General features: G+C 35.5%; 13 protein-coding genes and 1 tRNA gene. 8 read left to right on the top strand and 6 right to left on the bottom strand.

Going from position 1 to position 16,866, the window contains the following annotated elements; genetic code table 11:
* The first annotated feature begins 413 nt into the window (after positions 1 to 413).
* The 3 genes from F6K23_RS28020 to kaiC all read left to right on the top strand — a co-directional run bounded on the left by F6K23_RS28020 (position 414) and on the right by kaiC (position 4,068).
* Positions 414 to 1,385 (top strand): circadian clock protein KaiA, encoded by a 972-nt coding sequence (locus F6K23_RS28020; RefSeq protein ID WP_293161877.1) that lies wholly within the window; start codon positions 414 to 416, stop codon positions 1,383 to 1,385.
* A gap of 550 nt (positions 1,386 to 1,935) precedes the next feature.
* Positions 1,936 to 2,250, top strand: coding sequence for a circadian clock protein KaiB (gene kaiB / locus F6K23_RS28015; RefSeq protein ID WP_124155262.1), 315 nt, complete (start codon positions 1,936 to 1,938; stop codon positions 2,248 to 2,250).
* A gap of 258 nt (positions 2,251 to 2,508) precedes the next feature.
* Positions 2,509 to 4,068, top strand: a complete 1,560-nt coding sequence (gene kaiC / locus F6K23_RS28010) for a circadian clock protein KaiC (protein WP_293161876.1) — start codon at positions 2,509 to 2,511, stop codon at positions 4,066 to 4,068.
* A 1,128-nt stretch (positions 4,069 to 5,196) separates the two neighbouring features.
* Here kaiC and F6K23_RS28005 read toward each other — a convergent pair.
* Positions 5,197 to 5,268, bottom strand: a tRNA-Val gene (locus F6K23_RS28005).
* 112 nt (positions 5,269 to 5,380) lie between these two features.
* Between F6K23_RS28005 and F6K23_RS28000 the strand changes: the two genes are divergently transcribed.
* Positions 5,381 to 5,998 carry a metal-binding protein gene (locus tag F6K23_RS28000; RefSeq protein WP_293161874.1) on the top strand — a complete coding sequence of 206 codons (618 nt, stop codon included), beginning with the start codon at positions 5,381 to 5,383 and terminating at the stop codon, positions 5,996 to 5,998.
* Between the two features lie 368 nt (positions 5,999 to 6,366).
* On the opposite strand, the gene F6K23_RS27995 is transcribed toward F6K23_RS28000, so the two are convergent.
* On the bottom strand, positions 6,367 to 7,431 hold the full coding sequence (locus tag F6K23_RS27995) for a GGDEF domain-containing protein (protein ID WP_293161873.1): 1,065 nt from the start codon (positions 7,429 to 7,431) through the stop codon (positions 6,367 to 6,369).
* A 203-nt stretch (positions 7,432 to 7,634) separates the two neighbouring features.
* Between F6K23_RS27995 and F6K23_RS27990 the strand changes: the two genes are divergently transcribed.
* The 3 genes from F6K23_RS27990 (at position 7,635) to F6K23_RS27980 (ending at position 12,531) form a co-directional block, all read left to right on the top strand.
* Positions 7,635 to 8,732 carry a permease gene (locus tag F6K23_RS27990; RefSeq protein WP_293161871.1) on the top strand — a complete coding sequence of 366 codons (1,098 nt, stop codon included), beginning with the start codon at positions 7,635 to 7,637 and terminating at the stop codon, positions 8,730 to 8,732.
* A 489-nt stretch (positions 8,733 to 9,221) separates the two neighbouring features.
* The gene (locus F6K23_RS27985) at positions 9,222 to 10,028 is read left to right on the top strand and encodes a TIGR03943 family putative permease subunit (RefSeq protein ID WP_293161869.1); all 807 of its coding nucleotides are present in this window, start codon (positions 9,222 to 9,224) and stop codon (positions 10,026 to 10,028) included.
* Positions 10,029 to 10,971: 943 nt separating this feature from the next.
* A complete protein-coding gene (locus F6K23_RS27980; RefSeq protein ID WP_293161868.1) occupies positions 10,972 to 12,531 on the top strand; it encodes an Ig-like domain-containing protein in 1,560 nt (519 codons plus the stop codon).
* Positions 12,532 to 13,630: 1,099 nt separating this feature from the next.
* Here F6K23_RS27980 and F6K23_RS27975 read toward each other — a convergent pair.
* The 3 genes from F6K23_RS27975 to F6K23_RS27965 all read right to left on the bottom strand — a co-directional run bounded on the left by F6K23_RS27975 (position 13,631) and on the right by F6K23_RS27965 (position 15,992).
* Positions 13,631 to 14,338, bottom strand: coding sequence for a hypothetical protein (locus tag F6K23_RS27975; RefSeq protein WP_293161866.1), 708 nt, complete (start codon positions 14,336 to 14,338; stop codon positions 13,631 to 13,633).
* Between the two features lie 328 nt (positions 14,339 to 14,666).
* Entirely contained in the window at positions 14,667 to 14,810 is a 144-nt protein-coding gene (locus tag F6K23_RS27970; RefSeq protein WP_293161864.1) for a hypothetical protein, read from the bottom strand.
* Between the two features lie 921 nt (positions 14,811 to 15,731).
* A complete protein-coding gene (locus F6K23_RS27965) occupies positions 15,732 to 15,992 on the bottom strand; it encodes a hypothetical protein (RefSeq protein WP_293161862.1) in 261 nt (86 codons plus the stop codon).
* Between the two features lie 146 nt (positions 15,993 to 16,138).
* Between F6K23_RS27965 and F6K23_RS27960 the strand changes: the two genes are divergently transcribed.
* Entirely contained in the window at positions 16,139 to 16,336 is a 198-nt protein-coding gene (locus F6K23_RS27960; RefSeq protein WP_293161860.1) for a hypothetical protein, read from the top strand.
* Positions 16,337 to 16,348: 12 nt separating this feature from the next.
* Here the strand turns inward: F6K23_RS27960 and F6K23_RS27955 are convergent, their stop codons facing one another.
* A complete protein-coding gene (locus tag F6K23_RS27955) occupies positions 16,349 to 16,684 on the bottom strand; it encodes a hypothetical protein (protein ID WP_293161858.1) in 336 nt (111 codons plus the stop codon).
* Positions 16,685 to 16,866 lie beyond the last annotated feature (182 nt).

Genomic DNA, 16,866 nt, shown 5'->3' with positions numbered 1-16,866 from the left:
GTAATTCGATGAGCGTATTTTGACTAACCTAACCATAATTTTGGCCATTATTACTAAACCTAATTATCCCCACATTTATCTACTATCTACAAGATTATGAAAAATAGCTACGTTACGTTAACACGCTTGTAGGAAACTTCTCTATAATTTACGGTTAGTTAAAATCTTGATACTGATTGGTGATCACCACAGAATTAAATATCCTGTACACGGATACAACTGCGTTAAGCTAGTGCTATGTTAGAGATATTCTTGAGTTTGGGTTGGGAAATTAAATATAATTTGGGTGCATATTATTCATAATCAAGCTATATTCCTTATGCTATCTTCCTTACAAAGAAAATATAGAGACGATATATGTTAATATTTGTTAAAGTTTGTGTTTAGATGTTTAATATAATAATTATTTTGTAATGGAGATTTCTCAAGATAAAGATTCTAACCCTAACCAAGATTTAACTACTGTACCTAAAACTTTGTCTACTCAAATATCTGTCTGTGTATACCTATATGACGATCAATTTGCTAATTCAGTAATGAAATTACTAAGTAGCGATCGCTATCTTGTGGCACTGACTAATTCTTCCAGAGAATTTTTCCAGCTTGTTGAGGAAAATAATAACATAGATTGTCTGATATTCCAAGAATATTCTGAACTAACTTCTTTGATTGAGAAGTTACAATATCAATCAATTTTACTACCTGCTGTAATTATCAAACAACTTAAATCTGAACGCGACGAGAATAATCATAGTTTAGCTAATACTAATTTTACTAAATCTCACGAACAGCATAACGATTCAAGTTTTATTTACCACGAAGCAGAAGTTTCATTATTAATCAACCAACTAAGCCAAATTGATTTTTATATTGGGCAGTCAATTCAAAAATTTCTGAAACTTTCTCCCAGTAATTCTTCAACAGATAAATCTCAAAAATCTAGTCAAATTGCCGATGATAGTACCAAAAATTCACTCAATCAACAACAACGTAGACTATCTGAAAAATTAAGAGAAAGATTAGGATACCTCGGTGTGTATTACAAAAGGAATCCCATAAATTTCATTAGGAATATGCCTCCAGAAGAGCGACGTAAGTTTTTAGATAAACTTAACTTAGATTACCGTCACATTGTTCTCAAATATTTTTCTAAAGATAATTCCCTCAACAATCAAATAGATGAGTTTGTCAATTTATGTTTTTTCTCAGATGTTCCTGTAACACAAATTGTAGAAATTCACATGGACTTAATGGATGAATTTTCCAAACAATTACAGTTAGAAGGACGTAGTGAGGAAATATTACTAGATTACCGATTAACTCTTATAGATACAATAGCACACCTATGTGAAATGTACCGACGTTCTATTCCTAGAGAATCTTAAAAACTTGAAATTATAAAATAATAATTAACTAGCTCAAGATTGTAGCACTGAAATGATAGTCTAACTATTTATGAAAAGTAAGTGTAAAGTTCATAAATATATAGGTAAGCTTAAGAACTTTCAATATACATACCAGGTAAAGTATTCTTGATTGAAAATTTTATTTTATAAATAAATAATGTGCCTTTAATAAAGTTTAAGACTTTTACATTATCAAATATATTTCAATGAATAAATGAACCTTCAAATTGAACAAGGGAATTGGGTAGAAGAACCGTCGAATTTGGAACGTATGGGAGTTGGGGCAATTGAGGTGGGGATTAAACTCCACCCAGATTGATTAATCTTAAAGATGAGCCGTGGAACATTAAACCCAATAGTGAAAAGGGGTAGACAAAAGTAACTATCCCTTACTCCCTGCTAACCTCTACCTTAGGAGGATAAAAAATATAATTTTTTTTGTAAATTTTGTAAAATTTAAACATAGTTAAAAACTCTGTTCATCAAGAAAAAACTCTTCAAACAGCAAAAAAATCACTAGAGAATAACTATGAGTCCCCTGAAGAAAACCTACGTTTTAAAGTTGTACGTTGCTGGAAATACTCCTAATTCTGTGCGGGCGCTAAAGACACTCAAAGAAATCCTTGAGCAAGAATTTCAAGGAGTTTATGCCCTAAAAGTAATAGATGTACTAAAAAATCCTCAATTAGCAGAAGAGGATAAAATATTGGCCACACCAACTTTGTCAAAAATATTACCCCCACCTGTGAGAAAAATTATTGGGGATCTTTCAGATAGAGAAAAAGTATTAATTGGATTAGATCTACTTTATGAGGAACTCAATGAAGACGAATTTAATCTCTAAAATGAACTTCTTGATACAATTAACATAAATTTTAGTATTTTGTGATATAAGTACTCTGGACATAGTCGTGATTTTTATTGAGGTATGGCATATAGACTTTTGCCTTCAAGCAAAAGCCAGAGAGCAGACTTCTCTGTGTTCTACCAAAATTAAAAATGCCATAAACTGTACATTATGGTGCGACAATCCTGATATATGTAGATATATTTATATATTTGCGGATAGCTAAAATTTTTTTAATATTCCAAAGATAAAAATATGAATGAAAATAGTGAATCTATTAAAAGAGATGAAATAGCAACAGTAGGAGTTGAAAAGATTCGGACCATGATTGAGGGGTTTGACGACATCAGTCATGGGGGTATGCCAGTTGGCAGAACCACATTAGTAAGTGGTACATCTGGAACTGGTAAGACATTGCTTGCTATTCAGTTTCTTTACAATGGAATTATCTATTTTGATGAACCAGGAGTATTTGTAACCTTTGAAGAATCTCCCCACGATATTATTAAAAACGCCTACAGTTTTGGTTGGAATTTACAAAAATTAGTTAATGATGGGAAATTATTTATACTAGATGCTTCTCCCGATCCAGAGGGGCAAGATATAGTAGGAAATTTTGATTTATCTGCCTTAATAGAAAGAATTCAATATGCCATTCGTAAATACAAAGCAAGAAGAGTTTCTATTGATTCAGTAACTGCTGTATTTCAACAATATGATGCTGCTTCTGTAGTTAGAAGAGAAATATTTCGTTTAGTTGCCCGACTCAAACAAGTTGGTGCAACTACAATTATGACTACAGAAAGAGTAGAAGAATATGGTCCAGTAGCCAGATTTGGAGTAGAAGAATTTGTCTCGGATAATGTTGTTATAGTTCGTAATGCTCTAGAAGGCGAGCGTAGAAGGCGAACCATGGAAATCTTAAAACTTAGGGGGACAACCCACATGAAGGGGGAATATCCATTTACGATTACTAATGATGGTGTAAATATATTCCCACTAGGAGCAATGCGACTAACTCAACGTTCTTCAAATGTTAGAGTTTCCTCTGGAGATGAAGTTCTAGATAAAATGTGTGGAGGTGGTTTCTTTAAAGATTCAATCATATTAGCAACTGGAGCTACAGGTACAGGAAAAACTCTTTTAGTAAGTAAATTCTTAGAAAATGGTTGTACAAATAATGAACCTGCGATGCTTTTTGCTTATGAAGAATCTCGTGCTCAATTATTTCGTAATGCCTATTCTTGGGGTATAGATTTTGAAGAATTAGAAAAAAAGGGATTATTAAGAATCTTGTGTAGCTACCCAGAATCAGCAGGTTTAGAAGACCACTTACAAATTATTAAATCAGAAATTGCCAACTTTAAACCTTCTAGAATAGCTATTGATTCTCTATCTGCTTTGGCAAGAGGAGTAAGCAATAATGCCTTTAGACAATTTGTGATTGGGGTTACAGGTTTTGCCAAGCAAGAAGAAATAACAGGCTTTTTTACTAATACCACCGATCAATTTATGGGGTCTCATTCTATTACAAATACTCATATTTCTACTATTACTGATACAATCATCATGCTACAGTATGTCGAAATTCGTGGTGAAATGTCCCGGGCTATTAATGTCTTCAAAATGCGTGGTTCATGGCATGATAAAGGAATTAGAGAATATACAATAACATCAAATGGTCCTGAGATTAAAGATTCCTTCCGTAGCTATGAAAGAATTATTAGTGGTTCTCCTACTAGAATTGTAGTTAACGAGAAAAGTGAATTATCTAGAATTATACAGGGAGTTCAAGAGAAGGCACCAGAAGAATAGGATAGAATTTTAACAATTAATAATTAACTATTACCTTTACCTTTAATTGAAAAGAAGAGGATTTACTAAAAGGAAAAATTTTTCTTGTTTGCTGCTTGTATAGTGAAGGTCCGTGGTATAGAGGCACAAGCTTGACATCGTGTCGGGTAGCATCGTTGTTGTATAGCAAAGGTAGGCAACAGCTCCGGAAGGCAGGAAGGCTTAATGCCAATTTCATAAAATATTGCTACAGTCTCGAGACGGGCAACAGGCAACAGGGAACAAACAACAGGGAACAGACAACAGGGAAAGAAAAACTGGATAAAAAAGAGGAAAAAATGCTTAATTTTGACATTTGATGGATATATACAATTTTTAATTGTAGCAATAAATCACAAATTAAGATGTAACTACCTTTTTTGAATTTGGTATAAGAGCAAGAAAAAAAACTTAAATTTCCTATAGATATCCACGCTAACTTTTACACAAACGATTGCCTTCGGACATGATATTAAACCTTGATTGTCCGTTCATTAATGGATAATGGATAATGGATAATGGATAATTACCTCTGGTTAAAACCGTTCTTGATTGAACATAAGGAAATATTATTTCTTTATTTTCCCCTTGAAAAGGGAGGCTAATAAAGCTGAATTATTTAATTAATAATGATTAATGATTAATTATTCGGTCAAATAAAATTTGATATGGCGATCGCCTTTGTGCGAATTAAAAGTAATAAGTACCTATACAAATATATCCATTCAATTTTCATTAAGAGCTGATTTCTCAAATAAATATTAAGAGGCTGAATCTCTGGCAATACAAGGGTTTTGGGAGTTATAGTCCAATAATGCCTAAATCCCTGAGAGTTAGATGAAATAAGGGTTTTAGCACGAGTTAAAAATCAGCTCTAATACTGGGACTTTCACTTCAAAGTAGATATGCTTAAATCAGAAGTAGTCTAGTCCACTAAAGTCAAAACTAATATAGTCAACATTTCACAGAGACTGGAAAAGGAGAAAATTAAGGTATAAATTAAGAATAAGTATATAAATGGTTTTGATTATCTAAGATTATCTAATTAAATTTAGGAATCAAAAATGATTACCAAAAACATAAACTTAACTAATACCTAGATTTATTTTATGGGCGGTACTGGATTTGAACCAGTGACATCCTGCTTGTAAGGCAGGCGCTCTACCGCTGAGCTAACCGCCCAACTTTTATAAGTATAACACATCTTACTAAATATGCAAGTAAAAAAAAGTATCTTTTATCTGCTAAGTTTGATAAATAGATTATGCATTTTTTGGCCTAGATTAAATCTGCTATGCCCAGTGGTAGCACCCATGACCGGATAACCTTGTGGAGTTTACCCATAGTAACAAGCTTAAGCTTTGGGTTAATTCGTAGTACCCACTTAACCTTATTTGTTTCTGGGAGTTTTTTGTTCAGTGGGCTAATGTTTGGCCCAGACCTGGACATTAATTCTCGGCAATTTCAACGATGGGGTTGGTTTAAGTGGCTTTGGCGACCCTACCAAACAAGTCTGAATCATCGCTCCTTTTTATCTCACGGACCTATAATTGGTACTGCACTACGACTGCTGTATATTTTGACATGGCTGGGAATGGTGGTTGTATTTGGTTTAATTATAGATGAATTACTGGGGCTGGAATGGAGTATTTTAGGGTTTGTTGAAAGCTTATGGCAATCGCTTTCCCTGCATTATCAAGAAGTAATCGCTTTATTAGTGGGTCTAGAACTTGGTGCAATGAGTCATTCTGTTAGTGACTGGAGTAGTTCAGCTTACAAACGCTTCAAAACGAAAGGTTTATCTAGCTTAATTCCCAAAGTCAAGCCTCAGAAACAGCGACGTAAGTCCACTCCCGGTAAATCAACTTCCCCAAAAGTCGTTCCTCCTAGAAGTCGTCGTACTCAGAAATAAAATTAGTTGATTCAAGAAGTTAGAAGCAGAAAATTAGCTTGAATAGTTAAGCAATATTTAGGGTTCGCTGAATAAATCTGAAAACGGTTGATTTGTTATTTGAAGAAAGTTGATGATAATTTTTGATGCTCATCATTAATATTCAACTATAAGTTGAGGCGATTACTCCTTATACAGTTCTATTTTAGATATTTGTGGTTCATTCATTTGAAAAGCACTGTAATATCATGTCCGGTTATATACCTAAAGTTTGATGAAAGGGAGACAGAGAACAGGAGTTATCAGGAAGAAGGGTTCCCTCTAATTGTGACGTAATTTTATACACTAACGATTCTACCGGAGGTGATATAATTTATCCAGAGCTAACCTTAACTAAGGAGAACGCGATCGCGGCCTTTAATTTTAGCTTGATAAAGTGCTCGATCTGCTTCAGAAATTAATGCTTCTCGTGAGCCACCCAGTTGAGGTACAGTTGTGGCGAGTCCTAAACTTAAAGTTACAACTTTTGAGGCAACAGAAGCTTGATGAATAATATTTAATGACTTGACATGAGAACGAATTTTTTCAGCTACAGAAACAGCATCAATAGCATTTATCTTGGGTAAAACTATAGCAAATTCTTCTCCTCCATAACGAGCTACTAAATTTTCCTTATTTGTTTGAAGTGACATTTGAACAGCTTGATTGATTGCCAAAGCTACTTGTTTGAGACATTTATCTCCAGCTTGATGACCATAAGTGTCATTGTAACCTTTAAAACAATCAATATCTGCCATGATGAGGGATATAGAGTTCTGCTCTTTAGACGTTTGGAACCATTGTTGAGCTAGATATTGGTCAAATCTTCTACGATTAGCAACTTGAGTCAAAGCATCTAAAGAAGCTTGAAGTTCTAATTCTTGGTGAGCTGTCTCCAATTCTTGATAAAGTTCATGGAGTAAATTACTGGCCAATTCATGAATATGACATTGAGCTATTAGCAGATGATGGACATCTAAAATTCTGTAGACATAGGGTTCGATTTCAACCACAATTGGTTCATAAGCTTGGTTAGTTGGTCTCTGTAAAGCTTTACTACTAGCTTCTATAACTTTAGTATCTCCAGGCATCACTAAAAAATCTGTGTAAGCGAACTCATACAAAGTCTTTAAAGACCTTTTGAGAAATAGTTCTCGTCCAAAAGGGCGACTCAGATACTCCAAAAATCGCTGTCGGGAAATCATTCCTGAGATATGTCCCTCTTCAGTTAAGATTATTCCTGGCAATCTTGGTTCAGCTTCTAGTCTTAAAGCAGCCACTTCTCCTGATTGATTACTGTCAACTTGAAAACCATATAACGATAAATTTTGTAAAGTTAACTCCTGAAAAGTTTTTGGCAGGGAGTTTTCAAGAGGTGGTAAGATTAAGGACTTAAAGCTAGATAAGTTAACCATAAAACTTCAATATTATTTATTTGTCGAAAGAAATTGTATATACCTAGAGAGGCTAATTATTCTAGATTACTTTAGTATATACTCACATTGTAAATATATGTATAGTTATTTAAATAATTAATATCGATCCCTAGGCGATTATTGAACCAAAGAAAATACTTAGGAAAAAAAGTTTAAAGAGTAAATCTAAAGTAAATATAAAGATGGCATCAACGCTGACAAATCAGTTGAATAATGCTTTTACCCTCTTTCTTAGTTTATTGGTAGAAGCAATACCATTTTTACTGTTGGGGGTGATTTTATCCGGAATATTACAGTGGTTTATTGATGAACGTAAATTAATTACATATCTGCCTAAAAACCCTCTTTTAGGAGCATTTGTCGGTAGTTTAGTTGGTTTTTTGTTCCCGGTATGTGAATGTGGTAATGTTCCGGTTGCTCGACGTTTATTACTACAAGGTGTGCCAGTTTCAGTAGCAATTGGTTTTTTATTGGCAGCTCCAACAGTAAATCCCATAGTAATCTGGGCTACTTGGACTGCTTTTAGAGACCAACCAGAAATAGTGGTTTTACGAGTGGTATTTTCTCTAGCAATAGCAACAATTATTGGTTGGGTATTCAGCGTACAAAAGGATATGCGACCGTTATTGCAAGCTACAACTGCTCGTCTATTGCCTAGACCTCAACAGTCAGTTTCTCAAAAAGTTGAAACTTCTCCTCTTTTACAGTCAGGAACATTTTTTCTCGGTCAGTCTAGCACATCTATGCCTCTGGAGTCTATCCCACTTTGGCAAGTAGAAGCTAGTACTATGAATCAAAGTCCACTAGGTGTTGGTAGTAAAACCACTTCTAACAAAGATATGAGTTGGAAATCTCTGTTCGTTGCACCTGATCGACAGCGACTTTTATCTTTGTTAAATAGTATGGTGCAAGAGTTACAAGACTTAGGTGGAGTGTTAGTTATTGGTAGCGCGATCGCTGCAATGATTCAGGTTGCTGCACCCCGTGAATTTATCCTGAGTCTTGGTCAGGGTCCTATTAGTTCAATTATTGCTATGCTGACTTTGGCCGCAGTTGTTTCTATTTGTTCGACTGTGGATGCTTTTTTTGCTTTATCATTTGCTGCAACTTTTACCAGTGGTTCCCTATTAGCTTTTTTGGTTTTTGGACCGATGATTGATATCAAAGCTGTTGGTTTGTTATTATCAGTATTTCGGTCGCGGGTTGTAATTTATTTAATGGTTTTAGCAGCACAATTAACATTTATTATGGCTTTGATTGTGAATTTATATTTGAGTTAAATTAACTTATAGTAGGGAACAATTAATAATTAATAATTAATAATTAATTATTAATTATTAGGGCTTGCTGATTAACTATCAAAGTATTGACATATAAAGGTTTCAGCCTTCTTAGGTTGATAAAAGTGCGCCTGTTTTCGGTAAAGATTGCTCAAAAAACTAGCATTTTGTGCAAGAGTTGGGCCGAAAAATTAAGGAACAATTCTTCCAACTACATCCTCTGTAATTCCCATTTCTCCTATCTCCTGTCTCCTGTCTCCTGTCTCCTACCCTCACCCATAAGACTTTTTCAGCAAACCCTAATTAATAATTACCTCTCCTTTAAAATAAGAGGATTGATTCAAAGGAAAGTTTTTCTTCTCTTGGTCGATGGTCGGACAGCGCAGGTTTCCTCGCCATCCCACCCTACGGTAAGCTCCGAAGATTGACCGCTTTTATCCCCTTAAAAGAGGAGGCTTTAAACCACAATTTTTCGGTAATTTTAATCAGATGAAAGTTTACAAGTCACTTTTTTCCCTACTCAAAAAATATAGTTCTTGGATAGATGCTATAGCAATTTTTGTTTGGGGTTTTGTGTTATTGCATTATTGGATGACAAGCAAGTTATACATATTAATTCATCCTCGTTATTTTGGTTTAACAGTGGGAGCTGGAATTGCTTTACTCTTATTAGGTGGATTGAAAATTTTAGAGTTATGGAGTATTCGCAAAAGTCAAAGATTTAAGAGACAATCACAACAAGCATTAACCAGTATTGAAAATCAGCATATTAATCTTTTTCCCCCTGGTTGGAGTAGTAGTTTATTATTAATATCAGCTTTATTGGCATTGATGATTACTCCTCAAGTTTTTGCTAGTCAAACAGCATTACAAAGAGGTTTAACAGAATCTTTGCCAGTGACTAGAACTCAACCTCAAGAATTTCGTAGTGCTACTAAACCAGAAGAGCGATCGCTGATTGAATGGATTAGAATTTTGAATGTTTATCCAGAACCAGATGCTTATAACGAGCAAAAAGTGGAAGTAACTGGGTTTGTAATTTATCCTCCTGGATTATCTGAGCAATATTTTTGGATATCTAGATTTATTTTGACTTGTTGTGCTGCTGATGCTTATCCAGTAGGATTACCTGTTAGATTACCAGAAGGCAGAAGTCGGAGTAAATATGCTCAAGATGGTTGGTTGAAAGTTGAAGGTAATATGATTACTGATGAGTTGAATGGTCAACGTAAATTAACAATTTCGCCATCTAAAATTAAACCAATTCCTAAGCCAAAAAATCCTTATGATTATTGAAGAAGAAAGAGGAATTCAAAAGTCAAAATTCAAAAGTAAGAAGTAAGAAGGAAAAAATGGATGGGAACTCAAAATTATTATTGAGGAAGGAAGAAGGAGGAAGGAGGAATTCAAAAGTAACAAGTAACAAGGTAACAAGTAACAAGTAACAAGTAACAAGTAACAAGTAACAAGTGGATGGGAACTCAAAATTATTATTGAGGAAGGAAGAAGGAGGAAGGAGGAATTCAAAAGTAACAAGTAACAAGTAACAAGTAACAAGTGGATGGGAACTCAAAATTATTATTGAGGAAGGAAGAAGGAGGAAGGAGGAATTCAAAAGTAACAAGTAACAAGTAACAAGTAACAAGTAACAAGTAACAAGTAACAAGTAACAAGTAACAAGTGGATGGGAACTCAAAATTATTATTGAGGAAGGAGGAAGGAGGAAGGAGGAATTCAAAAGTAACAAGTAACAAGTAACAAGTAACAAGGAAAAAGTGGATGGGAACTCAAAATTATTATTGAGGAAGGAAGAAGGAGGAAGGAGGAATTCAAAAGTAACAAGTAACAAGTAACAAGTAACAAGTAACAAGTAACAAGTAACAAGTAACAAGGAAAAAGTGGATGGGAACTCAAATTCCTAACCAATTGTAAACATCTTGTATACGGCGGGGTATTAAACTCAAAAGAAAAAGATAATATTATTATCTCTGCTTAATAACAGCATCTCACAAGTAACTCTCTATAAATCTTCAAAAGTTAAGTATTCCAACGCTGGTAAACACTATTATGATTAAGTACAATTTTCAAAACTATTGCGAAACTTTTATCTGTGGGATATAATATTCTGCCCGAATAATTAACCACCAAAAACTTTCTCCCTTTGAACGAAAATTCCCTTCTGCCTTCCTTATTTCAAAGTATAAGTATTAAATCAGAGATGATATAAGGATAAAAATAAATGGTAAATTTAAGAAAAAAAATTAATTATCTATTTCGTGAAAATCAAGACATTCTTTTACAGGAATTACAACAACCTCTTGATAGACTTGCTATTACTTTGATTCTCGGGTTAACTGTGTTAATTTGTCTGCTATTTGTGGGTGGTGGAAGTACAGCTCCAAAAGTTAAAGACTTTAGCTGGCAAGACAAAAAAATAGGAGCTGAAGATACAGCTTTTATACTAAATTTTAATCGACCAATGAATCATGCAAGTGTTGAAAAAAACTTAACAATAGAACCACCTTTACCAGGAAAAGTGAGTTGGGCTGGTCGAAGAATGGCTTATACTATTTTAGATCCTGCTCCCTATGGTAATCAGTATACAGTAAAATTATCTGGAGCAAAAGAAAAGTTTTATGGCTTAGATCAAGGGGAGGTAATGCAGCCTTTTCAAGGTCTATTTAGCAGTCGCGATCGCGCATTTGCTTATGTAGGTTTTCAAGGAGAGGAAAAAGGCAGATTAATCTTAATTAATTTAACTAAAAAGCAACGGCCTATAATACTAAGTCCGAAAAATTTAGAAGTAATGGATTTTAAATTTTTTCCCCAAGGTGAAAAGATTTTATTTTCCGCAGTTGAAAAGCAAAATGAAGTTCCGACTCTGATAGAACAACAAATATATACTGTGACAACTGGTATTAATTTTACTCCTGGAGATACCAGATTAAAATCTTCAGAAGTTGTAGGTAAAATCGAAAAAGTTCTTGATAATTTAGAATACCAAAACTTGAAATTTGATTTATCTATTGATGGTCAAAAAATTGTAATTCAAAGGGTAAATAGAAAAGATGTTTTCGATTCCGGTCCGTGGGTATTAGAATTAGGAAAAGAAGCACAACCTTTAACAAATAAAGATGGAATAATTCAAAAAGGTGGAGACTTTTTAATTACCCCAGATAGCAAAAATTTAGTGATTTTACAAGGAGAAGGAACCTCCATTTTACCAATAAATCCAGAAACAGATTCAGAGGATTTAATATTTTTACCAAAGTTTGGAACAGTATTAAATTTTGCTCCTGATGGCTCGATGGCAACCATGGTAAAATATAATCAAGATGGAACGCGATCGCTTTATATTGTGACTAATCAAGGTGAGGAGCGAGAGGTATTACGAACTCGTCCTTATGGTAATATTCTCAGTGCAGAATTTGACCCGAATAAAAGAATTATTTATTGTTTATTAACTCAAGTAGTAGAGAAGGAAGAAGAGTATCAAGAACAACCTTATATCGCAGCATTTGATCTTAAGATAAATTTGTTAAGACCTTTGGTTATTTTGCCAAATCAACAGGAAGTTAATATGGATTTATCACCGGATGGTTTAGCATTATTATTTGACCAAATGGTGACAATATCAAATCAAGAAGAACAAGAACAAGAAAATACAAAAAACACGAGAAAAATTAGTCGTTTATGGATGTTACCTTTAGACTCAAAAATGCCAGAAGATGATTCCCAGTGGCAACTTAAACCAGAAGAATTGCCTCTAACTGGTATTAATCCTAAGTGGTTGCCTTAGCTATTCTATTTATATTAAGTCCGGTACATCAGTATTTTGAAGAAGGAGTCAGGAGTCAGAATTCAGGAGTCAGAAAAATGCGGTCGATGGAGATTCTCACCTCACCAAGCGTATTTGCAGCGTCTAGACAGTGGGGTATTAAATCCATAAGGGAAAAGATAAAGCTCAATTCAACAATTAATAATTAACAATTAATAATTATTCAGTCAGGAAGAAGGAAGAAGATTTAAAATCAAGAAAAAGTAGATATTACCTAAGTTTTTACACAAAGGATACCAAAGGACATGATATTATACCAATTTGATAAATATTTCCTACAAATAACTAGGGCTTGCTGATTAAATCTAAAAGTATTTACAGATAAAGGTTTTAGCCTTTTTGGGGTCTTTCAAAAGTGCCTATTTTTCAGCTATTCACGCTCAAAAAGGAGCGTATTTTAGGCGCATAGTGGGGTAGAAAAATCACTCTTACCGAATAATTAATAATTAATAATTAATAATTAATAATTAAATAATTCGAGCCTTGAATCCTCCCCTTGGATAGGGGAAAAAAAGCGGTCGTTTGCGGAGCAGTCCGTTAGGATGGGATGGCGAGGAAACCTGCGCTATATCCAATCGACCAAGAAAAGAAATAATATCTCCTGATATTCAATCCTCTTGGTTAAAACCCGAGGTAATTATCAATTATCAATTATCCATTAATGAAAATTCTTACTCCTACCTACCTCCTCGCTCATTCCCATTTCTCCTGTCTCCTGTTTCCTGTCTCCTGTCTCCTGTCTCCTGTCTCCTGTCTCCTGTCTCCTGTCTCATGTCTCATGTCTCCTGTCTCCTGTCTCCTGTCTCCTACCCTCACCCATAAGACTTTTTCAGCAAACCCTAACTAGGTTATTTATTAGGTTGTAATTTATCTTTTTCTCTTGGTGCAAGTTCCGCAAGCGAGCTGGCATCGTCGCAGGGTCGCACCGCTTAGTCCAAGGGGGATTTCCTTTAAAGTCTTTTAACTGCCCAAATTAATTCGTAACATTATTTTTCCACTTTTTCCAAATTGGTATTATCCATTTTTTCCCTACAGTGAGACCTACTCCTGCGATATAAAATTAACCCTTATTGTGAATGTAAAAATTAACTTGTAACTCTGCACTTAACTCACCTAAATAAGTTAATAAACCATAGATAAAAACTACACATCCCATCATTTCCATTACTTCTTCTACAGTGGCTAACATTGCGTAAACTAAATTCTGCTGACCATCAATTCCATCATAGTAACTTCCGACCATTTCCATACCCAATGCACCACCCACATATAAACTAATAGCAATTAAGAAATATCGGCGCAATTCCCTTGGTAAATAGAGTATAAATTTCCAATATTTCCAGATAAAAATTATTACTAAAACTGTTCCAGGAATTACCCACACTGAGTGCCATAAACTCGGAAGATTTAGAGTATCTGCTAAGTCATCAATAATCAAAATTTCATGGATACTAGCTACTTCGTCAAGTGCTAATAGGAAGAAGATAATTGAGAGAATTTTCCACTTTCGCCAGAAACGGTCAGACTGTGATTTTTTTATTGCAAAAATTCCGCGAATAATTAATCCACAAGATATTAACATTAAAGCTGAATACCAAGTTGGAATATTCATTTCCCGGTCGAGATTCAATAATCTTGTCCAGGGTTCGCGGTAATCAAAAACGTATTTACCTATCTGAATGGCGATGCTGCATATAGTTAAAAATATCACGCCAAAAGTTAAGTATTTAGCAATTTTAAAGGGAGAAATTGTGATTTTAAATTTCATTTACAGCAGTTTTGGGAGAATAGGGAATAGGGATGGAAATTATACCTCACTATCTTAAAAAGTGCTTGAATAGAATTTCAATCAGGAAAAAGTAATAAGTAATATTATGTCCATAAATAAGAGACTAGTGCTGCTACGCGGAAGTTAAAAGTCAAAATTCATGCATCGAGTGCTAATTGGCGAGGTGTCCTACGGGGCGCCTACTGTGCGGAAGTAATTCCGCACACAGCCCCTCCAGAATGTAAGACGCATATCTGACAGTCAATCATTTTTGATTTGTAATTGTTTTGGGATTTTGTAACTGGTCAGTTATTTCCGCCATCCTGCACTAGGGAGTAGATAGGAGGAATAAGCCAAAAAAAGATGGTAGTCCTGCATGGTAATGGTGAGGATATATATTTTTTAATTTTTCCCACACTCCCCATCTCCCCACATTCCCCTCCACCGGAGGGGTGCGCGGGTGGGTACCCATCTCCCCACACTTCCTTTACCATTACTATGCACCACCACCAAAAAGATAAGGCCGGAGAATATTTTTTGTTCGCGTCAGCACGCGCGGAGTTTGATCGTACTATCTATTAAGCGGATATGATATAATATCAAGAATGAGAAAAATTTTTCGCAGATAGTAGTATTTTCTACTTAATGATTGTTCCTGTAAAACTTAGATAAAATCAGGTATCTAATTTTGCTTATTGCCAAATTGGGTGGTGAGAATTATCGAATAAAACCTAAAAAATAACGGGAGGAAGTACGCAGCGCCCGTTTTAACGGCTGGTTGAATAACGACACGCGGGTAATAAAGCGTAGTAAAAATCTGCTATACTTAGAGGAATAAGGAACAAGGTTTGTCGCCATGACAAGACCGCGCTTTGCGGTGAGATTCCGGTAGACAGGAGACGGGGAATTGATTTCCTACGACGGCTGTTAGCTCCGCATTCGGCACCGAAAAGCAAGTAGGCAGCTAGAGCAGCGAGAAGATTGCTCCAACCAGCGCGAGTAAAACCACTCGTGAAAGCTATAAAAAAGTAAGCTCACAGCTAAATCTTTGATTTACGCCGAGGAGTTTAGAAGTCTGTTGACAGGCTTTAAGCAAATGTGGGTTTATCCCATTTGCGGTGGACTAACCACAGAATCCAGGGTGTTTCAACCCCTGGAGATGTCAAATATGTCATATTTGAGAATATTTAAAAGTGTCAAATATGGCAAAACATAATCAATAGACTTGTCGCTTTATAACTTAAAAAATCCCCAAAAACTTTGTTCTGTAAGGATTGTAGCTATTGGTAAGCAAAAATTATTGGAATTATTGCTCTGTCTAGGTTGGAGCGATTTTTTCCCTCTATTTAGCGACAAGTCTAATCTAAAAAAGATAAAAATGGTAATTATTTGCCTAAGAACTCGGTCTATCGGCAATGCGATCGCCTAAAGGTGTGCTTAACTTATTTAGTATCTGGATAAAACCCAGAATATGAAGTGAAGAGCTATAATAAACTGTGTTTAATTTCAAACGACAGAAAGCAAAATCATATTGGTAGTGCAGAGCGCAAAGTGTGGGATAAGTAATTAGGTCGTTCCAACTCCAAGGAGCGAACGCCAACTCAGCTCTTTGTGCAGCAGTATAATCTTGTGCGACGGGCGAACCCAAATTCAATTGAAGTACGCGTACGCTAACCTAACCGTTATCTCTGTCTGTGTCCAGACCTTACCAAATTTATTCTGGGGTGCGATGCCACCAACCTATCTGTTGTCTGACAATCCCGTTAGGAAAGCTCTAACTGCTGCCTCTGGTCTTTACCAATGATGTGCCCCCTTCAGGAGGGAGAACTCCCTCATACCCTCCCCAATCATCAGTATGCCACTGCCAGTCAGTTACTTTTCCCTTCTGTGTTGGCAATTAATTCTGCGATCAACTGGTCAGTGTGTTTGCCGACACCAGTGGCCAAAATTTATCCAGGTTCTGGATGGTTGAGTCATCCCAGTCCCACAATCACATAAGTGTCAATTCATTCATCTGACAGTGTTTTTGTCTGTTGAGTGCGTCTTACATTCTGGGGTCTCCCCAGAATTACGCACTCGCTTTTTTTGGACGAATGACCAAAATTCGTCACTACTGATTTGTGAGGTTTCTATATTTTGTACATGGGCATTATCAATCATTTGCCCTTTTTGAGAGGCTGCTGTGACCAAACTAACTATTGTATTATAGGCGCTTATTGACTGTGGGACTAATTCCTCTGAAGCTACTGCCCTCAACATCAGCTTGTAGAACCATGGGCATTTTTTCTGGTTCAATTTGCCGACGATAGTATAGAGTGTCAAAAGTTGAGCCTGTTTGCTCCCCATTCCCCAGGAAAAGTTTGTCCGGATTCGGGACAATAGTATGCTTGAGTTCCTTTACCGAAAAATTGTGGGTATGCGCCTCCCCTTGGATAGGGGATAATCAGCGGTCCAGGGATGGCGAGGTCTCGCAGCTGTCCGACCATCGACTCCTGTGAAGAAAAATTTTCATGAATTTGTCAATCCTC

It is taken from the genome of Okeania sp. SIO2C9 (assembly GCF_010672455.1).
Taxonomy (GTDB): domain Bacteria; phylum Cyanobacteriota; class Cyanobacteriia; order Cyanobacteriales; family Microcoleaceae; genus Okeania.
This window is presented reverse-complemented; position numbering and strand designations above follow the sequence as displayed.